The organism is Promicromonospora sukumoe 327MFSha3.1, from assembly GCF_000385135.1.
Lineage (GTDB): Bacteria > Actinomycetota > Actinomycetes > Actinomycetales > Cellulomonadaceae > Promicromonospora > Promicromonospora sukumoe_B.
This window is the reverse complement of record NZ_ARQM01000003.1, coordinates 55,263-79,551: the sequence shown is the minus strand read 5'-3', so window position 1 is coordinate 79,551 and position 24,289 is coordinate 55,263. Positions and strand designations below refer to the sequence as shown.

Sequence of the window (24,289 nt, the reverse complement as noted above, 5' to 3'; positions counted from 1 at the left end):
GGATTCGTCAGGCACGTGAAGTAATCGGTCCACGTCGAACGGGGTCCGTCCGGAGCCAGGAGCAGCGTGACCCAAGTAACAGTCTTGTTACGGGTCATACCCGGCAATGGACAGCGACTCTGTTAAGGAGGTCTACTAACAAACATGGCGACGGCGACAGAACGCAGCGGTACCGGGCGAGGGCTCGGGGCACGGCTGCGCGCGACGTCCAAGGTGCTTCCCGAGCACGCCAGGGCGCACAACCGGTCCCTGGTGCTGCAGCACCTCTTCCACGAGGGGCCCACCTCCCGGGCCGACCTCGCACGAGCCACCTCGCTCACCCGCGTGACCATCTCCGACCTCGTCTCGGTGCTCATCACCGAAGGCCTGGTCGAGGAGCTCGGCACGCGCCCCGGCCAGCGCGTCGGCAAGCCCGCCATCCTGGTGGGCCTGCGCACGGACGCCTACCAGATCGTCGCGGTGGACCTCACCGAGCACGGCCACATGCGCGGCGCGGTGCTCAGCCTCACCGGCCAGATCCAGGTGCGCCGCCAGCTCGACATCGACGGGCGCACGGGTGACGAGCTGGTCGACCTGCTCACCCGCTTCGTCCGCCGGCTCGTCGCGGCGGCGAACCATCCCGTGATCGGCGTCGGCGTGGGCTCGCCCGGCATCATCGACCTGGACGGGCGCGTCGTCGAGGCGCCGAACCGCGGCTGGTACGACGTGCCGCTCGCCGAGATCCTGGGTGAGCGCCTGGGCCTGCCCGTGCACGTGGCGAACGACGCCAACACGGCGGCGCTCGGCGAGTTCACCTACGGCGGCGCGACCGGCAGCATGCTGGTGGTCACCGTCGGTGCGGGCGTCGGCGCGGGCGTGGTGGTCGACGGCGTGCGGGTGCACGGCCAGCGCGACGCCGCGGGCGAGATCGGCCACGTCACCGTCGTGGACGATGGCGAGCCCTGCGCCTGTGGTCGGGTGGGCTGCCTCGAGACGGTCCTGTCCGTGCCCGCGCTGCGGCGCGCCGTGGCGGACAAGAGCCAAGAAGATTCCGACGCCGCCCTGGCGTCGGCCGGCCGGGTGCTGGGTGTGACCCTCGCCCCGGTCGTCAGCGCGCTCAACCTCACGGAGGTGCTGCTGAGCGGTCCGCGCGACCTGCTCGACGGCCCCCTGCGCGAGGCTGCGCTGGACACCATCCGACAGCGGACCATGCCGGCCATCAACACCGGCCTGCAGCTGCGGATGGCCGCACTCGACGAGGACGTGGTGCTGGCGGGTGCCGCCGTCCTCGTGCTTTCCGCCCAGCTGGGGGTCTCGTGAGCATCAGTGCGCACGTGTGGGCGGAGGGCATCCCATCGAGCTTTCCCTATGTTCCGCGACACACAGTCGTATCCCGGGAGGAACCCACACGTGAACAAGAACCGTCTCGTCGGCGCTGCGGCGTCGGCGATCACCCTGACGCTCGCGCTCAGCGCCTGCGGTAACGCCGGCGGCGCCGCGGCCCCCGAGGAGACCGGTCCCGGCGAGGTCCGGGTCTGGCTCGTCGGCACCGACACGCCCCCCGAGGCGCGCGACTACCTCAAGAAGACGTTCGAGGAGGAGAACCCGGGGAGCACGCTCACGATCGAGGAGCAGGCCTGGGACGGCCTGGTCGACAAGTACACGACGGCGCTGTCCGGCTCGGACGCCCCCGACGTCGTCGAGATCGGCAACACCCAGGCCGCCGCGTTCACCTCGGCGGGCTACTTCCGCGAGATCACCGCGGACGAGTTCGAGACGCTGGGCGGCTCCGACCTGCTCCCCGGCTTCGTCGAGGCCGGCGACTGGGAGGGCAAGCACTACGCCCTGCCGTACTACTCGGGCTCGCGCGTCGTCTTCTACTCCAAGCAGGTCCTGGGCGACACCGCGGTGCCGACCACCCTCGACGAGTACGTCGACACGGCCGTCGACCTGAAGACGGACGACCTGTCCGGCGTCTACTGGCCCGGCCAGGACTGGTACAACGCCCTGCCCTTCATCTGGGAGAACGGCGGCTACATCGCCGAGCAGGCCGAGGACGGCACCTGGGACGCGGGCTTCTCGTCCGAGGGCGGCCTCGCGGGCCTGGAGCAGATCCAGACCATCATGACCAAGGGCAACAACGCCCCGTCCGACGCGCAGGAGACCGACCTGCAGGTGCCGTTCTGCGAGGGCAAGGTCGCCTTCCTCTCGGCGCCGAGCTGGATCCAGTGGTCCATCAACGCCCCCGAGAAGCCGGAGGACCCGGACGGCGTCCCGGGCTGCGCCTCCACGTACGGCAAGGACCTCGAGGGCCTCGCCCTGCCGGGCAAGGACGGCGGCGCCGCCCAGGTGTTCGCCGGCGGCTCGAACATCGCCATCGCGCAGAAGTCCGCGCGTCCTGACCTCGCGATGAGCGCCTACGAGATCCTGCTCAGCGACGAGTACCAGTCGATCCTCGCCGGCATCGGCCTGTTCCCGGCCAAGACCTCGCTCTTCGAGAAGGTCGACCAGTCGACGTCGATCGGCAAGGCCGCCGCCGAGGCCGCCGCCAACGCGAAGCTCACGCCGGCCTCCCCGAAGTGGGCCGACGTCGAGTCCAAGACGCTGCTCCAGACCGCGTTCTCGCGCATCGCCGCCGGCGAGGACGTGAAGACCATCGCGGAGAAGCTCGACGCGGACATCGAGGAGATCCTCAACAGCTGACCTCGGTCAGCACGACTTCCCGTCCCGCCCGGCGCCACCTCGAGCCCGGGCGGGACGGGACACCACTGCCCGCCTGATGCCCGCGGCTGCTCTTCCAGTGGAGCGGCAGTCGGCCGCCTCAGAGGAAGACAGGACATGAGCTCCACACTTCTCGATGCCCCGGCGCCACCGCGCCAAGAGATCCGGCGCAAGCGCCGGCCCCCGTACCTGCCCTGGCTCCTGCTGTCGGCGACGATGGTCCTCCTCGGCGTGCTGACCGGCTTCCCGCTCGTCCGCCTGGTCGTCATGTCGTTCCAGGAGTACGAGCGGGCCCAGCTGATGGGCCTGCCCGCCGAGTGGGTCGGGTTCGACAACTACGCGGCGATCCTGACCGACGTCGACGGCTTCTGGACCGTGCTGGCCCGCAGCTTCGTGCTCATGGTCGTCCTGGTGGTCGTCACGATCGTGCTCGGCATGCTCGTGGCCCTGCTGATGATGCGGGTCGGCAAGGCCATGCGGCTCCTGGTCTCCGTCGGCCTGCTGCTGGCCTGGGCCATGCCGTCGCTGGCCGCGACCACCGTGTGGGGCTGGCTGTTCGACACGCAGTACGGCGTGGTCAACAACCTGCTCACCAAGATCACCGGGGACCGGTGGTTCGGCTACTCCTGGCTGCTCGACCCGTTGTCGTTCTTCGTGATCGTGACGTGCATCGTCGTGTGGGGCGCCGTGCCGTTCGTCGCCTTCACGCTGTACGCGGGCCTGACGCAGATCCCGGAAGAGGTCATCGAGGCCGCGCAGCTCGACGGCGCGAGCGCGTTCCAGCGCTTCCGGCTCATCCAGCTGCCCTACGTGCGCAGCATCGTCACGGTGCTCGTGGTGCTGTCGATGATCTGGGACCTGAAGCTCTTCACGCAGGTCTTCGTGCTGCAGGACATCGGCGGTGACCGCGAGCTGACCAGCACCATCGGCGTCTACATCTACCAGACGGGTATGGCCCAGGGGCACTACGGCGTGGCGAGCGCGATCGGCGTCATCTTCGTCATCGTCATGCTGGCCATCGCGTACCCCTACGTGCGGCGGACGCTGCGGGAGGAAGAGCTGTGATCAACATCCGCAAGCGACTCGCCGACACCGGGTTCGGCGTCCTGGCCCTCATGGTCTTCGTGCTCTCGGCCTTCCCCGTGTACTGGATGGTCAGCACCTCGTTCCTGCCGAACAACCGGATCCGGGGCGAGAACCTGGCGTTCTTCCCGACGCCGGACGTGTTCACCCTGGACAACTACCGTGCGGCGATCTTCAGCCCGCGGGCGCCCTTCGCGCCGGCCGTGCTCAACTCGATCGGTGTCACGTTCCTGACCCTGGTGATCGCGCTGGTCGTGGGCTTCGTCGCCTCGCTGGCCCTCACCAGGTTCCAGTTCAAGGGCCGCCGTACCTTCATCGTGCTGATCCTCGTCGTCCAGATGATCCCCGGAGAGGCGATGATCATCTCGATGTTCCGGATCATCGACGGCTGGCAGCTGCTCAACACGATCATCGGCCTGACGCTCGTGTACACGGCGGGAGTCCTGCCGTTCACGATCTGGACACTACGCGGATTCGTGAACGGGGTACCCAAGGAGCTTGAGGAGGCGGCGATGATCGACGGCTGTTCCCGGGCCGGCGCGTTCTGGCGGGTCACGTTCCCGCTGCTCGCCCCGGGCCTGGTGGCCACCGGTGTGTTCGCGTTCATCCAGGCGTGGAACGAGTTCGTCACGGCGCTGGTGATCATGCAGCGTCCCGAGGCGATGACCCTGCCCCTGTGGCTGCGCACGTTCGTGCAGGCCACGCAGGCCACCAACTGGGGTGCGGTCATGGCGGCCTCGGTGCTCATCGCGATCCCCGCGGTGATCTTCTTCCTCATCGTGCAGGGCCGGATGACCGGCGGGCTGGTCTCCGGCGCGGTGAAGGGCTGATGGGCGGTCGGCGGAAGTCCGGCGGCAGCAGTTCCAAGGGTGGTTCCAGCAAGCGAAAGGTCGGGATGGGAAAGGTCGGCAAGCGGCAGGGGGCTGCCGCGCCCGAGTACACGGTCGGCCTCGACATCGGCGGCACCAAGATTCTCGGTGCGCTCCTCGACCCGGCGGGCGAGGTGGTCGCCACGGTGCGCCGGTCCACGGTGCACGGGGCCGACGGCCTGGTCGCCGGGGCGGTGGGCGCCGTGCGGGACGTCGTCGAGTCGGGCGGGGTGGAGCTCGCGGCCGTGGTCGGCGTCGGGCTGGGCATCCCCGGCATCGTCGACCACGTGTCCGGCACCGTGAAGCACGCGGTCAACCTGGGGGTGCACGACGACGAGCTGCCGCTCGCCGACCTGCTCTCCCTGGCGCTGGGCGGCGTGCCCGTCGTGGTGGAGAACGACCTCAACGTTGCCGCCGTCGGCGCCGCGCACGTGCTGGAGCGCTCGGAGAGCCGGGCCGGCGGCGCGCCGGAGCACGAGGACCTCGCGTTCCTCGCGCTGGGCACGGGCCTCGCGTCCGGCCTGGTGCTGGACGGCGAGCTCCGCCGCGGCGCGAGCGGCGCGGCCGGGGAGATCGGGCACATCCCCGTGGACCCGCTCGGGCCGGAGTGCCCGTGCGGGCAGCGGGGCTGCCTGGAGCGGTTCGCCTCGGGCAAGGCGCTGGAGGCGGCGTGGCCGTCGCGGCGCGGCAAGCCCGCCCCGGTCGAGCTGTTCGAGGCGGCGCGGGCCGGCGACGAGGAGGCCGTCGCGGTCAAGGACCGGTTCGCGGCCGCCACGGCGTCCGCGGTGCGGCTGCTGGTGCTGACCACCGACGTGCGGCACGTCGTGCTCGGCGGTGGCGTGGCCCAGCTCGGCACCGAGCTGCTGGACGCGGTGCAGGACGCGCTGCGCGAGCAGGCCAAGGTGTCGTCGTTCCTCGGGTCGCTCAAGCTGGCCGAGCGGGTCAGTCTGGCGCCGACGCACGTTCCGGTCGCGGCGGTGGGCGCCGCGGTCCTGGGAAGGAGAAGCTGATGGAGGTCGTGATCGCGCCGGCGGCCGAGCTGGCGAGACTGGCGGCGGACGCCGTCGAGGGGCTGCTGCGGAGCAACCCGGAGACGGTGCTGGGCCTGGCCACGGGGTCGTCACCGCTGGCCGTGTACGACGAGCTGGCCACCCGGCACAAGGAGGGGCTCTCGTTCGCGCGCGCCCGCGCCTTCATGCTCGACGAGTACGTGGGCCTGCCCGCCGACCACCCGGAGCGCTACCGGAACGTCATCGAGAAGGAGTTCGCCTCCCGCGTCGACCTGCCCGCCGGCGCGGTGCAGGGGCCGGACGGTCTCGCCGCCGACCTACCTGCGGCCTGCGCCGCCTACGAGGCGAGCATCCAGGACGCCGGCGGCGTCGACCTGCAGCTCCTCGGCATCGGGACCGACGGGCACATCGCGTTCAACGAGCCCGGCTCGTCGCTCGCCTCCCGCACGCGCATCAAGACCCTGACCCGGCAGACCCGCGAGGACAACGCGCGGTTCTTCGGCGGCTCCGTCGACGACGTGCCCCGGCACTGCCTCACGCAGGGCCTTGCCACGATCATGTCGGCGCGGCACCTGGTGCTGCTGGCGTCGGGGCGCGCCAAGGCCGAGGCGGTGCACCAGCTCGTGGAGGGTCCGGTCTCGGCGATGTGGCCCGCCACGATCATGCAGCTGCACCCGCACGCCACCGTGCTGGTCGACGACGCGGCGGCGTCCCGCCTCCAGCTCGCCGACTACTACCGGCAGACGTACGCGGACAAGCCCGACTGGCAGGGCCTGTAGCCACGTGTCAGACGCTCAGTTCACTCCAGGGATCTGAGCGTCTGACACGTCAGAGGTAGTTGCCCGCGACCGGGGCGGGCTTCCACCGGCCCGACGTCGCCACGTCGGCGACCCGGCCGGTCGTGAGGCCCTCCGGCCCGTGCTCCAGGATGGAGCGGCGGGCGACCTCGCGCAGGTCCGCGCCCGTGGCGCCGTCCAGGTACGAGGCGACCAGGTCGACGTCCACCGGGGCGTCCGGTGGCAGGAAGAGGCGGAGGATCGCCGTGCGTCCCGCCTGGTCCGGCGGCGGCACCTCGATGATGGTGTCGAACCGGCCCGGCCGCTTCACCGCCGGGTCCAGGGCGTCCGGGTCGTTCGTGGTGGCCACCGTCAGCACGTCGTCCGAGCTGCGGGTGCCGTCCAGGGCGTCCAGGAACTCGGCGAACGACGTGTCGCCGCGCGAGCCCTTCGAGGCCACCGAGTCGATCTCCTCCAGCACCACGAGGCACGGGCCGAGCCCGCGGATCTCCTCGTACAGCTCGGTCATCCAGGTGCGCAGCACCTCGGCGGTGACGAGCACGACCGTGAGCGGCCCCGCGAGTTCCGTGGCGATCACGCGCGTCAGCTTGGTCTTGCCGACGCCGGGCTTGCCGGCCAGCAACAGGCCGCGCGACGTGGTGTGGCCGAGGGCCCGCAGCGCGTCGCGCCGCGTGGTCACGCTGGAGCAGAACAGGTCCACCTCGCGCCACAGGTCGGCGGGCAGCACGACGTCGCCGCGCACCTGGACCGTGTGCCTGACCGGCGTCAGCTCGACGGTGCCGTTCCCGGGCCGGGCCGACAGCACGCCGCCGCGGTAGGGGTGGTCCGCCTCCAGCGTGCGGGTCAGGTCCGCCAGCACCCGCTCGGCGAGCGAGAGCCCGCCAGGCGGGGTGAACGCGGTGATCGTTGGCGTGCCGTACCGGTAGGCGACCTCGACGGCCACGGCCGTGTCGTAGGCGGTCCCGGCCGGGAAGTGGACGGTGGCGACGGCCGGCACGCTCACCGAGGTGCCGTTGCCGAGGTCCAGGGCCGCGCGCTGCGGCGCTCCGCCGGGGCCGAACACCGCGACGTCGTCGGGGTGCCGGTCGACCCAGCGCTGCAGCGCGTAGGCGTGCAGCCGCTGCAGGGTGCGCGACATGTCGCGGGAGACGTTCACCAGCGTGCTCTCGTCGACGTCCCACAGGCGGCCGAGCCACTCGCTGGACGTGCGGGGCTCGCGGGGCCGGTCGGGGACCGGGCGGCCGAGCATCGCGGCGACGGCTGCGACGGCGCGCCGGGCGGCCTCGTCGTGGTCGCCGAAGTCGGGCCAGACCGGGTCGGGCGCACCGCGGGGGATGGGGTCGTCGGCGAGAGCGGTGGACAGGGTCGCGGCGAGATCGGTCGCGGGGACGGCGCCGTCGTCGGGCAGCGTGAGGCTCCTCTCAGGGCGGGAAGATGACATGCAGACAGTTATAGCGGGGGTCACCGACACGACCGCAAGGAATTCCGCGCGTCAGACGGCGTGGGATCCCGCGGGGCGGCGTGTGCCCGGCCGTCACGTGAGGTCGGAACGGGACCTTTCGACCTGGTCCGGAGCGCGCGCCGCTGGAGTCGGTGTCGGTGGTCCCGCGTAGACTCGGGTGCATGACCGAACCACTCTCCAGCCCGCAGGACGAGCCCAGTACGCAGGGCGGTACGAGCGTCCTCGAGCGCGAGGAGACCCGGGAGGAGACCGAACCGGGAGACCACGAGCGGTTTGCGCACTACGTGCGCAAGGAGAAGATCATGGAGTCCGCCATGAGCGGCAAGCCCGTGATCGCGCTCTGCGGCAAGGTCTGGGTTCCGGGCCGGGACCCGGGCAAGTTCCCGGTGTGTCCCCGGTGCAAGGAGATCTACGACGGTCTCCGCGACCCGCAGGACGGCGGCGAGGGCGACTCCGGAAAGTGACGAGCCAGCCGCAGCAGCTGCCCCACACACCGTCGTCTGCGGCCGCTTCGTCGCTCAGCCCTGCCTTTCCGCGTCGTGCCCCCTGGGGCACGGCGTCGAGTCTGCGCGCCTGGCAGGCGGAGGCCCTGGAGCAGTACCGCGAGACCAACCCGCGGGACTTCCTGGCCGTGGCCACCCCTGGCGCGGGCAAGACGACGTTCGCGCTCCGCATCGCCACCGAGCTCCTCGAGCAGGGCATCGTCCGGCGGGTCACCGTCGTGGCGCCCACCGAGCACCTCAAGACCCAGTGGGCCGACGCCGCCGCGCGCGTGGGCATCCGCATCGACCCGCACTTCAAGAACTCGCAGGGCCGGCACGGCTCGCACTACGACGGCGTCGCGCTGACGTACGCCCAGGTCGCGGCCAAGCCCGCGCTGCACCGTGCCCGCACCGAGGCCCAGCGCACCCTGGTGATCCTCGACGAGGTGCACCACGGTGGCGACGCCCTGAGCTGGGGCGACGCCGTCCGCGAGGCGTTCGAGGGCGGTGAGCGGCGGCTGGCGCTGACCGGTACCCCGTTCCGCAGCGACACGTCCGCGATCCCGTTCGTCCAGTACGAGGCCGACGCCGAGGGCATCCGCCGCTCCAAGGCCGACTACACCTACGGCTACGGCGAGGCGCTGCGCGACCACGTCGTCCGGCCCGTCCTGTTCATGTCCTACGCCGGTGACATGCGCTGGCGCACCAAGATGGGCGACGAGGTCAGCGCCCGCCTCGGCGAGTCCATGACCAAGGACATGACCGGCCAGGCCTGGCGTACCGCGCTGGACCCGGAGGGGCAGTGGATCCCGTCGGTGCTCTCGGCCGCGGACAAGCGCCTGACCGAGGTGCGCCGCACCGTGCCCGACGCCGGTGGCCTGGTCATCGCCACCGACCAGGACAACGCGCGCGCCTATGCCGCGCACCTGCACGAGATCACCGGCAAGCGCCCCACCGTCGTCCTGTCCGACGACGAGGGCGCCTCGGGGCGCATCGAGGAGTTCGCACAGAGCGAGGACCGCTGGATGGTCGCCGTGCGCATGGTGTCGGAGGGCGTGGACGTGCCGCGCCTCGCCGTCGGCGTGTACGCCACGAGCGCCTCGACGCCGCTGTTCTTCGCGCAGGCGATCGGCCGGTTCGTGCGGGCCCGCAAGCGCGGCGAGACGGCGTCGATCTTCCTGCCGAGCGTCGCGCCGCTGCTGAACCTGGCCAACTCGATGGAGCAGGAGCGCGACCACGCGCTCGACCGGCCGCGCACGGCCGAGGAGCAGGGCATCGAGTACGACCCGGAGGCCGCGCTGATCGCGGAGGCCAACAAGGAGGAGAAGGCGTCCGGCGAGCTGCTCGGCTCGTTCCAGGCGCTCGAGGCCCAGGCTTCGTTCGACCGCGTCCTGTTCGACGGCGGCGAGTTCGGCGCGGGAGCCGACGTGGGCTCGGCGGAGGAGCTCGACTTCCTCGGCCTGCCCGGTCTGCTGGAGCCCGACCAGGTGGCGACGCTGCTCCGGCAGCGCCAGGCCGACCACCTCAAGGCGCGCGGCGGGGCGCCGTCGGCCCGCGAGGTGGAGGCGGAGCGGTCGGAGCAGGAGCACCGGCGTGCGGCGGAGCTGCGCAAGGAGCTGTCCAAGCTCGTCTCCGCGTGGGCCAAGCGCAGCGGGCAGCCGCACGGGATCATCCACACCGAGCTGCGCCGCAAGTGCGGCGGGCCCGAGGTACCCCTGGCGACGGCCGATCAGCTGACCGCCCGGGTGGCCCAGGTGCGGCGCTGGTTCGTCGGTCAGAAGTAGCAGGAGAGCGAGACGATCCGCATGGTGAGACAGGAGCCCGACATGGCCGTATTCGCCCGGCCCAGGCCAGTTCTCTGGCCTACCGTGAGTGCATGACCGACGAGCTTCGGAGCATCGGCGCTCCGCTCACCGACTCGTGGCCTGCGCTCGACAACGGTGTCGTGGAACCGCGGCCGCTCCCCGCCGCACCGCTCCCGGCGGTCCGTCCGTCGGTGGCGCTGCTCACCGACCGCTACGAGCTGACCATGCTCCAGGCGGCCCTGGCCGACGGCACCGCCCACCGGCACTGCGTGTTCGAGGTGTTCACGCGGCGCCTGCCCGCGGGCCGGCGCTACGGCGTCCTGGCCGGGACCGGCCGCGTCCTGGAAGCGCTGCCACACTTCGTCTTCGAGGACGCCGAGCTGGCGTATCTCGAGCAGAACGCAGTGGTGGACCGCCGCACGCTGGACTACCTGGCGAACTACCGGTTCACCGGGACGATCCAGGGCTACGTCGAGGGTGAGGTGTTCTTCCCCGGCTCGCCCGTGCTGCAGGTCGAGGGCACGTTCGCCGAGGCCGTGCTGCTGGAGACGCTCGTCCTGTCGATCCTGAACTACGACTCTGCGGTGGCCTCGGCCGCCTCCCGGATGACGAGCGCGGCGGGCAACCGCCCCGTGCTGGAGATGGGCTCCCGAAGGGCCAGCGAGCAGGCCGCCGTCGCGGCCGCGCGCGCCGCCGTGATCGGCGGCTTTGCCGGCACCTCGAACCTCGAGGCCGGCATGCGCTACGGGCTCGACACCATCGGCACCGCCGCGCACGCCTTCACGCTGCTGCACGACAGCGAGCGGGAGGCCTTCGCCTCGCAGGTCGCCTCGCTGGGCCCGGGCACCACGCTGCTGGTCGACACCTACGACGTGAAGCAGGGTGTGGCGACCGCCGTCGAGGTGGCGGGCACCGGGCTGGGCGCGGTGCGTCTCGACTCCGGTGATCTCGGGGGACTGGCGGGGGAGGTGCGCCGGCAGCTCGACTCGCTCGGCGCGCGGGACACGAAGATCGTGGTCACCTCCGACCTCGACGAGTACGCGATCGCGTCGCTGGCCGCGGCGCCGGTGGACGTCTACGGCGTCGGCACGTCGCTCGTGACCGGGTCGGGCGCGCCCACCTGCGGCATGGTCTACAAGCTGGTGGCACGCGCCGACGCGTCGGGCGTGCTGCAGCCGGTCGCCAAGGCGTCGGCCAACAAGGCGTCCGTGGGCGGGCGCAAGGCTGCCGCACGCCGCTACGGCCGCGACGGGTATGCCATCGAGGAGATCATGGTGACCGGCCCGGACACCGCCGTGGCGGAGTGGACGCCGCAGAGCGACGACCTGCGCCCCCTGCTCGCGCCGCTGGTGGTCGACGGCGCCGTGGACTCGCGCTGGGTGGGCCCGTACGGCGTCGCGAACGCCGCGATCAACCACGGCATGGTGCGCGCCGAGCTGCCGCGCGGGGCGCGTCGGCTGTCCAAGGGCGACCCGGCGATCCCGACCGTGGACCTCCGGCTCGCCGACCTGCGCGACTGAGCCGGGCCGGCTGGCACGGCACCCGGGGACCCGTTCGCGTCCGTCCCCGGGGCCGGTCGCGGGCCCCGGTCCGACCTGCGCGAGGACCGCTCGGTGAACCCGTCGTGACCGACCGGTGGCCGGAGGTCACAGCCCGGCGACAACTTCCGGCGAATCTCGGACAGGGGTGTCCAGTCCAGGGACGAAACAGCCTAGAGTGAGACCTGTGACAACTTCCCCGCTGCCGCTGCTCGTGCCCATGGGGTCAGCCGGGACGGCCGTCGAGGAGGACACCGAGGAGGCGCTCGCCTCCGGGATCGCCGACCCGTGGGTGACGATCGTCTGGAACGACCCGGTGAACCTGATGTCGTACGTCACCTACGTGTTCGAGAGCTACTTCGGGTACCCGCGCGCCAAGGCGGAGCAGCTCATGACCCAGGTGCACAAGAACGGTCGCGCCGTCGTGTCCAGCGGTGGGCGCGAGCGCATGGAGGTGGACGTGCAAGCGATGCATGGGTTCGGGCTGTGGGCGACGCTGCAGGAGTCGGGCGCTCGGGGAGTCGCATGACGCCGTTCCGCGCCATGCGGCGGGGTTACGAGGCTCGGTTCGAACCGGTGGAGCGGGTCGTCCTGGCCAAGGTCGCACGCGACGTCTCCGCGATGCTCCGCGAGGAGGCGGGCCTGGACCTGTTCTCCGACGCCGGCGAGCCCGGTCCGTCGTCGCACCACGCGCACGGCAAGGGGCAGGCCTGGGCCAACGGCCTCCTCGCGCCGGACGAGCTGACCGACGCCGACCTCGCGCGGCTCACGGGCGTGACCGGCGTCGGGCGCATCCCGACGGACCCCGCGGCGCAGCGGCTGCTGCCGGACGCGAGCAAGGACGACACGGACATCGCCGACGAGTTCCGGCGGCTCACGCAGAACGACGTCGCCCAGGCCAAGGTGGACCGGCTGGAGGCGTTCGCCGCGCTCCTGGACCTGCCCTCGGGCGACGACGCGCCCTCGACGGTGGGCCGGCACGGCGCGCCGCCTCCGGTGCGGGTGCCGCGGGAGGACGCCGAGCAGTTCGCCGGCGCGCTCACGGACGTGCGGCTCGTCATCGCCGAGCGGCTGGGCCTGAAGACCGACGACCAGGTCATGCAGCTCACCGACGAGATCATGTGGGACCGGCAGGCCGGCCGTGAGATCCCGGTGGCCACCGACGGCCGCGCCGCCCGGCGGTTCTGGTCGGGCGTCTTCGTCGCGGCGGGCTACGCCCAGGAGACCCTGATGGACGTCATGCTCGCCGAGCTGCGGGGCAAGCGGCCGCTGGCGTAGGCCGGGTCAGATCTCGTAGACCCTGCCCGGGACCGCCACGTCGACCGGGCCCGCGTAGGTCGCGCGCGCCTCGGCCAGCGAGTCCTCCGGGTCGTTCCACACCGGCAGGTGCGTGAGCAGCAGTCGGCGGGCGCCGGCGTCGGTCGCCACCTGCCCGGCGCGGTGGCCGGTGAGGTGGATGCCGCGCTCGACGACGTCGTCGCGCCCCTCCAGGAACGCCGCCTCGCTGAGCAGCAGGTCGGCGTCGCGCGCGAGCTCGACGACCGACTCGCAGGCGTCGGTGTCGCCGGTGTAGGCCAGCGTCACGGTCCCGCCCGCCGACGACGGGCCGGTCACCCGCACGCCGTACGTCTCCACCGGGTGGAACACGCGGTGCGGCTCGATCGTCAGCGGCCCGACCTCGATCTGCTTGTGGTCGGCCCACGAGCGGAAGTCGAAGTCGTTCTCCATGGACTCGCCGTCGCTCAGCCCGTAGGACAGGGCGACGTGCCGCTCGGTGGTGGACGGCCCGTAGACCGGCAGGGGGCCGTTCCGGCGGCCGGCGCGCAGCGACCCGTGCTCGGGGTGGTAGCGCAGATATACGTACAGACCCGCGAGGTCCGCGCAGTGGTCGGGGTGCAGGTGCGAGATCGAGACGGCGTCGAGCAGCCGCGGCTCGACGTGCCGCTGGAGGGCGCCGAACGCGCCGTTGCCGAGGTCGAGCAGCACGTTCCAGTCGCGCGCCTCGTGGCCGGCGGCCGCCGCCTCGGCGGCGGTGACCTGCACCAGGTAGGACGACGCGGGGGTGGCGGGACCGGGGAACGAGCCGGAGACCCCCAGGGGGATGAGGCGCATCAGACGGCCTCCACGAGCGAGACCTCGGGGCCGAGGAACCGGCTGGCCAGCTGCCCGAACGGGGCGGGGTCGCCGGTCGTCAGGAAGCGGTGCACCGGGGCGCCGGAGTCGGGCGAGCGCTCCAGGTCGTGCGCCACGAGGGTGCGGTACACGTCCTTGGCGGTCTCGTCGGCGCTGGAGACCAGCGTGACGTCCTCGCCCATGACGTAGGAGATGGCGCCCGCGAGCAGCGGGTAGTGGGTGCAGCCCAGCACGAGCGTGTCGACGCCGGCTTCCTTGACCGGGTCGAGGTACTCGTGGGCGAACTTCTGCACCTCCGGGCCGGACGTGCGGCCCTCCTCGACGAAGCGCACGAACTCCGGGCAGGCCTGGCTGGTGATCGTCAGGCCGGGGGTGACGTGGAAGGCGTCGTCGTACGCGCGCGACCGGATGGTGGTGCGCGTGCCGATCACGCCGATGCGCCCGGTCCGGGTGGCGGTCACGGCGGCCCGGGCGGCGGGCAGGATCACCTCGACCACGGGGATGCCGTGGCGCTGCTCGTACCGCTCCCGCGCGTCGCGCATCATCGCCGACGACGCGGTGTTGCACGCGATGACCAGCATCTTCACGCCGTCGGCCACGAGCCGGTCCATGGCGTCGAGCGCCATGGCGCGCACCGCCGCGATCGGCTTGGGCCCGTACGGGCTGTTCGCGGTGTCGCCGAGGTACCGGACCTGCTCGTTGGGCAGCTGGTCCAGGATGGCGCGCGCGACCGTGAGGCCGCCGAGGCCGGAGTCGAAGATCCCGATGGGCGCGTCGTTCACGGGGTGAAGCCTAGCGACGTGATCGTGTCGGAACCGTTACCAGCGCCACGCGCTGTGCGTGACGCGCGCCACGTTCCGGCAGGTCAGCGGGGTTCTTTCCGGCAGGCGAAATGTCCGTCGACCGTCGGGGCCCCTGGCGGGGACCGCACGAGGCCGCCGTCGAGCTCCAGGTCGCAGCACCTAGGCTGGGCGCATGACCTCCAGCACCGACCAGATCGTGCGCGCCGACGGGCGTGCCACCGACCAGCTCCGCCCCGTGAAGATCACCCGGGGATGGCTCGACGAGGCCGAGGGATCGGTGCTCGTGGAGTTCGGGCGCACGCGCGTGCTGTGCGTCGCCTCGTTCACGGAGGGCGTGCCGCGCTGGCGCAAGGGCTCCGGCGAGGGCTGGGTCACCGCCGAGTACGCGATGCTGCCGCGCGCCACCAACGAGCGCAGCCAGCGCGAGTCGGTCAAGGGCAAGATCGGCGGCCGCACGCACGAGATCTCGCGGCTGATCGGCCGCTCGCTGCGCGCCGTCGTGGACATGAGCGCGCTGGGCGAGAACTCGATCGTGCTGGACTGCGACGTGCTGCAGGCCGACGGCGGCACCCGCACCGCCGCGATCACCGGCGCCTACGTGGCCCTCGCCGACGCCATCGCCTGGGGCCGCCGCCACGGGCACGTCAAGGGTGGCAAGCAGGTGCTGTCCGACTCCGTCGCCGCTGTCTCGGTCGGCATCATCGACGGCACGCCCATGCTCGACCTGCCCTACGTCGAGGACGTGCGCGCCGAGACCGACATGAACGTGGTGGTCACGGGCGGCGGCAAGTTCATCGAGGTGCAGGGCACGGCGGAGCACGCGCCGTTCGACCGCGCCGAGCTCGACTCGCTGCTCGACCTCGCCGTGGCCGGCACCGCCGAGCTCACCAAGATCCAGCAGGCAGCCCTCGCGCAGGGGCTCTGACTGCTCGCGCGGGCGCGGACCACGGGCTGGCATGATCGGGGCATGACCTCCCTGATCGTGCCGCCCGCCGCCCGGATCGTCCTCGCCACCCACAACGCCAAGAAGGTCGTGGAGCTGCGGGCGATCCTCGCCGAATCGGGGCTGGACCTGCCCGACGGCGAGCTGGTGACCTCCGGCGAGGTCGGCGCCCCGGAGCCCGTGGAGGACGGCGTGAAGTTCGCCGAGAACGCGCTCATCAAGGCGCGCGCCGTGTGCGCCGCGACGGGGCTGCCCGCCGTCGCCGACGACTCGGGCCTCGCCGTGGACGTGCTGGGCGGGGCGCCCGGCATCTTCTCGGCGCGCTGGGCCGGCAAGCACGGCGACGACCTCGCGAACCTGGACCTGCTGCTCGGCCAGCTCGGCGACGTGCGCGCCGAGCACCGGCAGGGCGGCTTCGTCTGCGCGGCCGCGCTGGTCACGCCGGACGGCCGCGAGGAGGTGCGGCTCGGCGAGATGCGGGGCGTGCTCGCGACGGCGCCGCGCGGTGCCAACGGGTTCGGCTACGACCCGATCCTGGTCCCGGAGGAGGACCCCCTGTTCGCGGGGCCGTCCGCCGAGTCCCTGGTCGACGGCCCCGGCCGGCGGACCGCCGGGGAGCTGTCCCCGGACGAGAAGAACGCGATCTCGCACCGCGGCAAGGCGTTCCGTGCGCTGGCCCCGCTGGTCGTCGAGGCACTCCGCGGCTGACTGCCCCAGATCGACCGACCATGCACCTGCTGCCAGCCGGACGCCGGACCTGGCAGCAGGTGAATGGTCGACGCGGGGAGCGCCTAGCTCTGCGCCGCGCGGGCCTGGCCGCGGCGGATGCCCGTCACCAGGCCGCGCCAGCCGAGCATCGTGATCGCTAGGAAGATCGCGGTGACCAGCGCGAACGACCACGCCAGCCCGCCGCCCGACAGGCCACGCAGGGCCAGGCCCCCGAGCACGGTGACGGCCCAGATGATCACGCCGGTGGGCCAGACCCGCGAGGGGTCGCGCCACGCGCGGGCCACGGCCCAGCCGATCGCGGCGGCCAGCGCGAACGGCCACACCACGCGGCCGAGCGCGGCGACGAGCGACCCGTCGTGCGACGTGATGCCGACGACCGTGAAGACGAGGACGGCGACGGCGTCGGCCACGGCCGCGGGCCAGACCGGGGTTCGAGAAGTGCTCACCAGCGCATCCTAGGCGTCGCGTGACTACCGCTGCGGGGGCGGCTCCCGTGCGGCCGGCAGCCCGGAGCGGACGCCGTCACGCCGGCAGGGTGCGCAACAGGGTCAGGTAGTCGCCGAACGCGGCGTGCACGTCGTCCGGCGTCAGGCCGAACCGGTCGAGCGTGTACCGGTGGACCGGCCGGTTCCGGGGCGCTTCGAGCGCTGCGGCCAGGTTCGCGTCGTCGTCGGCGCGCCACCGGGCGCCGAGTCGCTCGAACAGGTCCGGCAGCACGGCGCCCGGGTCAGCCGTGAGCCGGTCGTACGGCAGGTCGACCACGACGTCGGCTCCGAGCGCCGCGCGCTGTTCCAGCGCGCGGGTGACGCCCCGGGACATGATCGCCAGCCATTCCGGCCCGATCCCGGCGAGGTCCACGGCGTCCGGCCGCCGGTGGATCCGCCGTGCGGACTCGGCCAGAGAGCACAGCGAGGCCATTGCGACCTCGGGTGCGCGGTGGGTCCACACGAACCGGGCGTCGGGGAACACGTCGCGGATCGCCGCCAGGTGGAAGAGGTTCGCGGGGTGCTTGAGCACCCAGCGACGGGCGGGTCGGCCGTGCGACAGGAGCTGCAGCGTGTCGCGCAGGAACCGGTAGTCCGGCCGGGCGTCGAAGGTCGCCAGCCGGTCCAGGTAGTCCGGCATCGGTACGGCGGAGGCGTGCATCTCGGAGTGCGCGCGGATGAAGGTGTCCTCCTCCTCGGCCGCCGCGTACATCGGGTGGATCGTGTCCCACGTCGCGCTCAGGCGGGACGTCATGGCGAACTTGCGCCCCGTGCGGCGGATCAGCGCGGCCCGCCGCGCGTCGTCGACGGCAAGACCGGGGTAGGTCATCTCCCACAGCTGCGGCCCGCGGTGGCCGGGCGAGCGGGAGAGCACGTTGTAGGCGAGCGTCGTGCCCGTCCGCGGCATGCCGACCACGAACACCGGCGCCGTGACCGGCTCGTCGGCGACCTCGGGGTGGCGGGCACGCAGGTCGCCCACCACGACGCGGTTCCTGATCCGGAGGCGCACCAGCTCCTGGCCGGCCGTCCAGCCGAGCGGGCTCAGGCCGGGGAAGTCCGCGAACGCGCGCAGCGCGAGCCGCAGGTGCTCCAGGTCGGCGGCGTTCTCCGCGCTCAGCGGGGCGCGGCCACGGGAGGCGCGCGCGATCATCCGGTCGAACACGGCGTCCGGGTCCCGGCGCGTGCGGGCGGTGGGCGCCAGGAGCAGGTTGGTCAGGCGCAGCGCCGGCGGGTCGGCGGGCGTGGTCAGGGACACGGCACTCCTGGGGTCGCGGTGCGGGCCGGGGGTCGGACACATCCTCGCGCGGGCCGGCCCGGGGCGTAAACGAAAGCGGGGGGCCGGGGGCGCGGGCCGGTGGTGCGCCGCCCCGGCTTCGGCCCGACGACGGGTCCCCCGTAGTCTGGTCGGATGCATCTCGTCGCCCAGGACCTCGGTTTCGCCTATCCCGGGCGGCCCGTCATGGACGGGGTCAGCTTCTCGGTGTCGCAGGGCGGGCGGCTCGGCGTGGTCGGCGAGAACGGGTCGGGCAAGTCCACCCTGCTGCACCTGCTGGCCGGTGACCTGCCGCCGAAGTCGGGCGAGGTGCGCCGCCAGGGCAGCGTCGCGCTCGTCGAGCAGGAGCTCCACCCCGAACCGGGCCAGACCATCGGCGACCTGATCGCCGGGACCCTGGAGGGGCTGCGCACCGCCGCCGCGGAGCTGGATGCCGCGGCCGCCGCGTTCGACCACGCCTCGGGCGATCTCGCGGTGCTGGAGCGCACCCTCTCGCTCGCGGAGCACCTCGCGGTGTGGGACGCCGACCGCCGCGTCGAGGTGGCCCTCACGCGCCTGGGCGCCCCGCGCGACCCCGCCCGCCGGCTCGACCAGCTCAGCGTGGGGGAGCGGTTCCGGGTGCGGCTGGCCTGCCGCCTCGCGGAGCGCGCCGACCTGCTGCTGCTCGACGAGCCCACGAACCACCTGGACGACTCCGCCATCGAGTTCCTCACCGGCGAGCTCGTCGCCTGGCGCGGTGCAGTCGTCCTGGTCACCCACGACCGCGAGCTGCTCGACGACGTCGCCACCGCGATCCTCGACCTCGACCCGTCGTGGGACGGCAAGCCCGTGCTCTACGGGCAGCCGGGCTACCTGGCCTACCGGTTCGCCAAGACCCAGGCGCTGCACCGGTGGCGGCAGCGGTACCGCGCGGAGCGCAAGCGGGCCGCGGCCCTGGCCGAGCGGCTCGACGAGTCCTACGAGGGGCTGTCCGACGAGTGGCGCCCGGGCAAGGGGTCGCAGAAGCACCGCCGCGCCACGCGCGCCCGCATCCACGTGAAGGCCGCCGACCGGCTGGTCCAGAAGCTCGAGGCCGAGGCCATCGAGGTGCCCGCTCCGCCGGTCGAGCTGGGCTTCCCCGACCTGCCGGCGATGTCACCGGGCTGGGACCCGAGCAACCCGGTGGTGGAGGTCCGGTCGCCGCGCGTCGACTTCCCCGCGGGATCCGCTCCGGCCGCCGCGGGCAACGACGGCGCCCGCCTGGACCTGCCCGGCACCCGGGTGGCGATCCCGCCGTCGGGCCGCCTGCTCGTGGTGGGGCCGAACGGCACCGGCAAGTCGACGCTGCTCGCGGCCCTGGCCGGCACGCTGGAGCTGGACCGGGGGAGCCGCACGGTCGCGGCCGGCGCGCGCATCGGCGTCGTCGGCCAGGAGAGCGAGCCGATCACCGGCAAGGCGCGCCTTCGGTCCGGGTTCGAGACCTACGCCGACGAGGCGCTGCGGCTGCTGGCCTCGGGCGAGCTGGACCCCGACCACGTGGTGCCGGTCGCGGGCCTCGGCCTGCTCAGCGAGGAGGACCTGGACCGGCCGCTCGCCGAGCTGTCCGCGGGGCAGCGCCGCCGGTTCGAGCTGGCGCGGGCGCTGCTGCACGCCCCGCACCTGCTGCTGCTCGACGAGCCGACGAACCACCTGTCGATCGACCTGGTGGACGAGCTCACGCGCGCCCTCCAGGTGACGCCGTGCGCCGTCGTCGTCGCGACGCACGACCGCCGCATGCGCTCGGACCTGGAGGACTGGCCGGTCCTGGACCTGACGCAGACGGGCTGAGACCGTCAGGGCAGCCGGCCCACGTGGGCCATCGCCTGCTTGATCAGCATGCCCTGCCCGTTCATCATCTCGGCCTGGACGTCGTCCGCGCAGGCCTCCTCCGGCGTGAGCCACGCGAGGTCGAGTGCGTTCTGCTGCGGGCGGCAGTCGCCCGTCACGGGCACCACGTACGCGAGCGAGACCGCGTGCTGGCGCGGGTCGTGGAACGCGGTGATCCCCGGGGTGGGGAAGTACTCGGCGACGGTGAACGGCTGCGGCGACGGCGGCACCTGCGGCAGCGCGACCGGGCCGAGGTCCTTCTCGATGTGGCGCAGCAGCGCGTCCCGGAGGCGCTCGTGGTACATCACGCGGCCCGAGACCAGGGCCCGGGTCATCACGCCCTGCGGGTTCACGCGCAGCAGCAGCCCGACGGCGACCACGTCGCCCGAGTCGTCGACGCGCACCGGCACGGCGTCGACGTACACGAGCGGGAGCTGCGCGCGTACCACGGCGAGGTCCTCGTCGGTCATCCAGCCCGAGACCGGGGCAGGCTCGCGGTAGAAATCGTCGGCAGGGTAGTCGGCAGTGTCCGTCACGGGTCCGTTCTACCAGTTCGGGCCAAGCGGTGCCTGACCCGCGCCGTCCGATCGGTACCCGAATGTGACACGGACCGCCGAACCGGCCCTCCCGGAATAGCAGAGGGTGGGGCTGTGCTCTACCTGGTAGACGCCCAACGAAAGGAAGCGTGACATGGCAACTGTCGACATCACCGACGCCACGTTCGAGAAGACCGTCAGCGACAACGGGATCGTCCTCGTGGACTTCTGGGCCACGTGGTGCCCGCCGTGCAAGATGTTCGGCCCCGTCTTCGAGGCATCCTCGGAGAAGAACGAGGACATCGTCCACGCGAAGATCGACACCGACGCGAACCCCGGCATCTCGGCCGCCGCGCAGGTGACGTCCATCCCGACGCTCATGGCGTTCCGGGACGGCGTGCTCGTCTTCCGCCAGGCCGGCGCGCTGCCCGCCAAGGGCCTCGCCGAGGTCGTGGAGGCCGTCCGCGGTCTCGACATGGACACCGTCCGCAAGGACATCGCCGCGCAGCAGAGCTGACGCGGCGGGGCCGGCACCAGGGGGCGCCGGGGAACACGGGGTGCGCGAGGCGGGACTCGAACCCGCACGTCCTAAGACACCAGGACCTAAACCTGGCGCGGCTGCCAATTACGCCACTCGCGCGCGGCGCTCAGTCTACGTGCAGGTGAGCGGCAGGTCAGCGGAACGCGGCGATCCCCGTGAGGTGCCGGCCCAGCACCAGCGTGTGCACCTCGTCGGTGCCCTCGTAGGTGCGCACCGACTCCAGGTTGCTGGCGTGCCGCATCGGCGAGTGGTCGAGGGTCACGCCGTTGCCGCCCAGCACCGTGCGGGCGGTGCGGCAGACCTCGATCGCGATGCGGGCGTTGTTGAGCTTGCCCGCCGAGATCATGTGCCCCTCCAGCCGCCCGGCGTCCTTGAGCCGGCCCAGGCGCAGCGCCATGAGCTGCGCCTTGGTGATCTCCAGCGCCATGTCGACGAGCTTGGCCTGCGTGAGCTGGAACCCGGCGACCGGCGTGCCGAACTGCTCGCGCCCCTGCGCGTAGGCCAGGGCGTCCTCGAAGGCGTCCCGGGCCGCGCCGACCGCGCCCCACACGATGCCGTAGCGTGCCTCGTCGAGGCAGGCGAACGGCCCGGCCAGGCCCGGGTGCTCCGGCAGGATCGCGTCGGCCGGCAGCCGCACGCCCTCCAGCGTGACGTCGCACTGCACGGACGCGCGCATCGACAGCTTGGGCTCGATCGGCACCGCCGAGAACCCGGGGGTCGACGTCGGCACGACGAACCCGCGCACGCGGTCCCGCTCGCCGCCGTCGGCCTGGGGCTCGCGCACCTTGGCCCAGATGATCGCGACGTCGGCGAACGAGGCCATGCCGATCCAGCGCTTGGCGCCGTCCAGGACCCACTCGCCGCCGGCGTCGCCGCCCTCGGAGCCGGGCTCGAAGCGGGCGCGCGTGGTCATGCTCGCCGGGTCGGACCCCGCGCCGGGCTCGGTGAGCCCGAAGCAGCCCACGACCTCGCCCGTCGCCATGCGCGGCAGCCACTGCTGCTTCTGCGCCTCGGAGCCGTGCTTGTGGATCGCCGACATCGCCAGCGAGCCCTGCACCGAGACGAACGTGCGGATACCGGAGTCGCCGGCCTCCAGCTCCTGGGCCGCCAGCCCGTACTCGACGGCGGACCGCCCCGCGCAGCCGTAGCCGTGCAGGTGCATGCCGAGCACCCCGAGCTCGCCCAGCTCCGGGACGAGCTCGCGCGGGAAGTGCGCGTCGGCGAACCAGCGCGCGATGTCCGGGCGCACGCGGCGGTCCACGAACTCCCGCACGCGGTCGCGCGTCGCGAGCTCGGTGTCGCTGAGCTCGGCGTCGAGGTCGAGCAGGTCGGCCGGCGATCCCACTAGGAGTCGAGCCCCAGCACCTTGCGGATCCGGGCCACGTGGCCCGTCGCCTTGACGTTGTAGAACGACTCGGCGACCGTCAGGTCCGGGTTCACCACGAACGTCGAGCGGATGACGCCCACGTACGTCTTGCCGTAGTTCTGCTTCTCGCCCCAGGCGCCGTACGCCTCCAGGGTCGCGTGGTCCTCGTCGGACGCGAGCGGGAAGGTGAGCGTCTCGTCCTGCGCGAACTTGGCCAGCTTCGCGACCTTGTCGGGCGAGATGCCGACGACGGCGTAGCCTGCGCCCAGCAGGGACGCCTCCGAGTCGCGGAAGTCGCACGCCTCCTTGGTGCAGCCCGGCGTCGCGGCGGCCGGGTAGAAGTACACGATGACGCCCTTGTCGGTGCTCTTCGCCAGGTCGGCGAGGCTGACGGAGGCGCCGTCGGCGGTCGGGAGGGTGAAGTCGGGAGCCTTGTCCCCGGGCTCGAGGCGAGTCGTCATGCCCGTAACGTTAGCCGCCCCGGGGCCTGCCCGTGGCCCGCGCGCCACACCCCTGTGGACAACCTCGCGCGGCAGTCGCGTAGCGTTGATCCCGTGAGCACCCCCGCTACTGCCGACTCCGTGACGAAGCCCGGAAACCTCCCGATCCGCATGCTGCACGACCGCCTGCTGGTCGAGCCCGAGACGGACTCCGCGGAGCGCCAGTCGACGGCGGGCCTCGTGATCCCGGCCACCGCCGTCGGGCCCAAGCGGCTCGCGTGGGCCACGGTCGTCGCCAAGGGGGAGCACGTCCGCCAGGTCGACGTGGGCGACCGGGTGCTGTTCGACCCCGAGGACCGCGCCGAGGTGGACCTGGCCGGCACGGACTACGTGCTCCTGCGCGAGCGCGACGTGCACGGCGTCGCCGAGAGCGACGAGGCGGACGGCTCCACCGGGCTCTACCTGTAGGTCAGGCGGGTCCGGCGGACCCTGCCCCGGCCTGCAGGACCTCCAGGCGCTTGATCATGCGGCGCACGAGCAGCAGCGGGATCGCACCGAAGACGCCGAACGACATGTCGATGAGGCTCCAGCCCCACGGGATGTCCCGGACCGGTCCGGCGATCAGGGCCAGCGGGATGATTCCCGCGCACGCGATCAACCCGAAGTCGATGACCCACAGGTTGCGGACCGGGTCGCGCAACGGGCCCCAGAAGGCGACGGCGATGACGAGGTGCGCGAACGCGAGCCAGTCCGTGCCGTACGCGATGAACGGGTAGTTCCGCGACGTGACCTCCAGCCCTTCGCGGACCCGGGCGAACCAGTCGACGAGGCCTGGCAGCCAGGCGTCCGCACCCCACGCGAGGAGGAGCTCGTGGCCCCACCGGACCTCCGTCGTCAACGGGAACGCCGTGACGCCGCTCAGCACCAGGCCGACGACGAAGACGATCAGCCACGCTCGTACGCGTCGCAGGAGTACTGCCTGCTCGGGCCGCGTCGCGGTGTCTGCCAGGGAACTCGCGCCGGTGCCGGTGACGGTCATGCTGCCGGAGCGTAGCGACGGTCGGCCCGGTCCGGCTGTCACGCAGTTCACAGGCAGGGCCCGCTCGTTCGGTTACCGATGACGCCCCTGGTCCTGGTAGTGTTTCTCTCCGTTGCGCGCCATTAGCTCAATAGGCAGAGCAGCTGACTCTTAATCAGCGGGTTCGGGGTTCGAGTCCCTGATGGCGCACCAGCACGACGGCCTCGCGGCCCCTTCTCGCCCTGTGGCGGCAGGGTGGATCACGTCCGTTCGTGAGGCGCAGAAATCGGTGCGCCGAGGGTCCCAGACCCTGGTAATCTTCCCGTCGCAGGCGCCATTAGCTCAATTGGCAGAGCAGCTGACTCTTAATCAGCGGGTTCTAGGTTCAAGTCCTAGATGGCGCACAACCTGACGAAGGCCCCCACCACGGT

General features: G+C 72.4%; 25 protein-coding genes and 3 tRNA genes. 18 read left to right on the top strand and 10 right to left on the bottom strand.

Annotated elements, in window-relative coordinates; translation table 11 throughout:
* The first annotated feature begins 144 nt into the window (after positions 1-144).
* The 6 genes from H291_RS0101925 to nagB all read left to right on the top strand — a co-directional run bounded on the left by H291_RS0101925 (position 145) and on the right by nagB (position 6,441).
* Positions 145-1,299 carry an ROK family transcriptional regulator gene (locus H291_RS0101925; protein WP_020013289.1) on the top strand — a complete coding sequence of 385 codons (1,155 nt, stop codon included), beginning with the start codon at positions 145-147 and terminating at the stop codon, positions 1,297-1,299.
* 90 nt (positions 1,300-1,389) lie between these two features.
* Complete coding sequence (locus H291_RS0101920) at positions 1,390-2,682, top strand: extracellular solute-binding protein (protein ID WP_020013288.1); 1,293 nt, start codon at positions 1,390-1,392, stop codon at positions 2,680-2,682.
* Between the two features lie 135 nt (positions 2,683-2,817).
* Positions 2,818-3,765 (top strand): carbohydrate ABC transporter permease, encoded by a 948-nt coding sequence (locus H291_RS0101915; RefSeq protein ID WP_026365295.1) that lies wholly within the window; start codon positions 2,818-2,820, stop codon positions 3,763-3,765.
* The gene (locus H291_RS0101910; protein WP_020013286.1) at positions 3,762-4,613 is read left to right on the top strand and encodes a carbohydrate ABC transporter permease; all 852 of its coding nucleotides are present in this window, start codon (positions 3,762-3,764) and stop codon (positions 4,611-4,613) included. The genes H291_RS0101915 and H291_RS0101910 overlap by 4 nt, the downstream gene beginning before the upstream one ends.
* A 65-nt stretch (positions 4,614-4,678) precedes the next feature.
* Positions 4,679-5,662: an ROK family protein gene (locus H291_RS0101905; protein WP_020013285.1), complete on the top strand. Its 984-nt coding sequence runs from the start codon at positions 4,679-4,681 to the stop codon at positions 5,660-5,662.
* Entirely contained in the window at positions 5,662-6,441 is a 780-nt protein-coding gene (gene nagB / locus H291_RS0101900) for a glucosamine-6-phosphate deaminase (RefSeq protein WP_020013284.1), read from the top strand. Before H291_RS0101905 ends, nagB begins: the two co-directional genes overlap by 1 nt.
* A gap of 49 nt (positions 6,442-6,490) precedes the next feature.
* Here nagB and H291_RS32150 read toward each other — a convergent pair whose 3' ends face one another.
* Entirely contained in the window at positions 6,491-7,900 is a 1,410-nt protein-coding gene (locus H291_RS32150) for an AAA family ATPase (RefSeq protein ID WP_020013283.1), read from the bottom strand.
* 182 nt (positions 7,901-8,082) lie between these two features.
* Here H291_RS32150 and H291_RS0101890 point away from each other — a divergent pair, with 182 nt between their 5' ends.
* From H291_RS0101890 to H291_RS32145, 5 genes are all read left to right on the top strand, one after another.
* Positions 8,083-8,385, top strand: a complete 303-nt coding sequence (locus tag H291_RS0101890) for a DUF3039 domain-containing protein (protein WP_020013282.1) — start codon at positions 8,083-8,085, stop codon at positions 8,383-8,385.
* Positions 8,382-10,187 (top strand): DEAD/DEAH box helicase, encoded by a 1,806-nt coding sequence (locus H291_RS0101885; RefSeq protein ID WP_020013281.1) that lies wholly within the window; start codon positions 8,382-8,384, stop codon positions 10,185-10,187. Before H291_RS0101890 ends, H291_RS0101885 begins: the two co-directional genes overlap by 4 nt.
* Before the next feature lie 92 nt (positions 10,188-10,279).
* On the top strand, positions 10,280-11,728 hold the full coding sequence (locus H291_RS0101880) for a nicotinate phosphoribosyltransferase (RefSeq protein ID WP_020013280.1): 1,449 nt from the start codon (positions 10,280-10,282) through the stop codon (positions 11,726-11,728).
* A 238-nt stretch (positions 11,729-11,966) separates the two neighbouring features.
* Positions 11,967-12,275, top strand: coding sequence for an ATP-dependent Clp protease adapter ClpS (gene clpS / locus H291_RS0101875; RefSeq protein WP_020013279.1), 309 nt, complete (start codon positions 11,967-11,969; stop codon positions 12,273-12,275).
* Complete coding sequence (locus tag H291_RS32145) at positions 12,272-13,024, top strand: DUF2017 family protein (protein ID WP_020013278.1); 753 nt, start codon at positions 12,272-12,274, stop codon at positions 13,022-13,024. Before clpS ends, H291_RS32145 begins: the two co-directional genes overlap by 4 nt.
* Before the next feature lie 6 nt (positions 13,025-13,030).
* Here the strand turns inward: H291_RS32145 and H291_RS0101865 are convergent, their stop codons facing one another.
* Complete coding sequence (locus H291_RS0101865) at positions 13,031-13,858, bottom strand: MBL fold metallo-hydrolase (RefSeq protein ID WP_020013277.1); 828 nt, start codon at positions 13,856-13,858, stop codon at positions 13,031-13,033.
* The gene (gene murI, locus H291_RS0101860) at positions 13,858-14,661 is read right to left on the bottom strand and encodes a glutamate racemase (RefSeq protein WP_020013276.1); all 804 of its coding nucleotides are present in this window, start codon (positions 14,659-14,661) and stop codon (positions 13,858-13,860) included. Before murI ends, H291_RS0101865 begins: the two co-directional genes overlap by 1 nt.
* Positions 14,662-14,854: 193 nt before the next feature.
* Between murI and rph the strand changes: the two genes are divergently transcribed.
* Both rph and H291_RS0101850 read left to right on the top strand, forming a co-directional pair.
* The gene (gene rph / locus H291_RS0101855) at positions 14,855-15,607 is read left to right on the top strand and encodes a ribonuclease PH (RefSeq protein ID WP_020013275.1); all 753 of its coding nucleotides are present in this window, start codon (positions 14,855-14,857) and stop codon (positions 15,605-15,607) included.
* Between the two features lie 42 nt (positions 15,608-15,649).
* Positions 15,650-16,333: a non-canonical purine NTP pyrophosphatase gene (locus H291_RS0101850; protein ID WP_020013274.1), complete on the top strand. Its 684-nt coding sequence runs from the start codon at positions 15,650-15,652 to the stop codon at positions 16,331-16,333.
* Positions 16,334-16,416: 83 nt separating this feature from the next.
* Here H291_RS0101850 and H291_RS0101845 read toward each other — a convergent pair whose 3' ends face one another.
* On the bottom strand, positions 16,417-16,800 hold the full coding sequence (locus H291_RS0101845) for a DUF3054 domain-containing protein (RefSeq protein ID WP_033325411.1): 384 nt from the start codon (positions 16,798-16,800) through the stop codon (positions 16,417-16,419).
* Between the two features lie 76 nt (positions 16,801-16,876).
* On the bottom strand, positions 16,877-18,094 hold the full coding sequence (locus H291_RS0101840; RefSeq protein WP_020013272.1) for a sulfotransferase family protein: 1,218 nt from the start codon (positions 18,092-18,094) through the stop codon (positions 16,877-16,879).
* Positions 18,095-18,247: 153 nt separating this feature from the next.
* Here H291_RS0101840 and H291_RS0101835 point away from each other — a divergent pair, with 153 nt between their 5' ends.
* Complete coding sequence (locus tag H291_RS0101835) at positions 18,248-19,918, top strand: ABC-F family ATP-binding cassette domain-containing protein (protein WP_020013271.1); 1,671 nt, start codon at positions 18,248-18,250, stop codon at positions 19,916-19,918.
* A gap of 5 nt (positions 19,919-19,923) precedes the next feature.
* Here H291_RS0101835 and H291_RS0101830 read toward each other — a convergent pair whose 3' ends face one another.
* The gene (locus H291_RS0101830) at positions 19,924-20,493 is read right to left on the bottom strand and encodes an NUDIX hydrolase family protein (RefSeq protein WP_020013270.1); all 570 of its coding nucleotides are present in this window, start codon (positions 20,491-20,493) and stop codon (positions 19,924-19,926) included.
* 154 nt (positions 20,494-20,647) lie between these two features.
* Here H291_RS0101830 and trxA point away from each other — a divergent pair, with 154 nt between their 5' ends.
* A complete protein-coding gene (gene trxA / locus H291_RS0101825) occupies positions 20,648-21,010 on the top strand; it encodes a thioredoxin (protein ID WP_020013269.1) in 363 nt (120 codons plus the stop codon).
* Positions 21,011-21,051: 41 nt separating this feature from the next.
* Here the strand turns inward: trxA and H291_RS0101820 are convergent.
* The 3 genes from H291_RS0101820 to bcp form a co-directional block, all read right to left on the bottom strand.
* A tRNA-Leu gene (locus tag H291_RS0101820) sits at positions 21,052-21,133 on the bottom strand.
* Between the two features lie 34 nt (positions 21,134-21,167).
* The gene (locus H291_RS0101815) at positions 21,168-22,379 is read right to left on the bottom strand and encodes an acyl-CoA dehydrogenase family protein (RefSeq protein WP_020013268.1); all 1,212 of its coding nucleotides are present in this window, start codon (positions 22,377-22,379) and stop codon (positions 21,168-21,170) included.
* Positions 22,379-22,861 (bottom strand): thioredoxin-dependent thiol peroxidase, encoded by a 483-nt coding sequence (gene bcp, locus H291_RS0101810; RefSeq protein WP_020013267.1) that lies wholly within the window; start codon positions 22,859-22,861, stop codon positions 22,379-22,381. The genes H291_RS0101815 and bcp overlap by 1 nt, the downstream gene beginning before the upstream one ends.
* Before the next feature lie 150 nt (positions 22,862-23,011).
* On the opposite strand from bcp, the gene H291_RS0101805 reads away from it, so the two are divergent.
* Positions 23,012-23,308 (top strand): GroES family chaperonin, encoded by a 297-nt coding sequence (locus H291_RS0101805; protein ID WP_020013266.1) that lies wholly within the window; start codon positions 23,012-23,014, stop codon positions 23,306-23,308.
* A 1-nt stretch (position 23,309) separates the two neighbouring features.
* On the opposite strand, the gene H291_RS0101800 is transcribed toward H291_RS0101805, so the two are convergent.
* On the bottom strand, positions 23,310-23,879 hold the full coding sequence (locus H291_RS0101800; protein ID WP_020013265.1) for a hypothetical protein: 570 nt from the start codon (positions 23,877-23,879) through the stop codon (positions 23,310-23,312).
* 116 nt (positions 23,880-23,995) lie between these two features.
* Here H291_RS0101800 and H291_RS0101795 point away from each other — a divergent pair.
* A tRNA-Lys gene (locus tag H291_RS0101795) sits at positions 23,996-24,071 on the top strand.
* A 118-nt stretch (positions 24,072-24,189) separates the two neighbouring features.
* Positions 24,190-24,262: transfer RNA gene (locus H291_RS0101790), tRNA-Lys, on the top strand.
* Positions 24,263-24,289 lie beyond the last annotated feature (27 nt).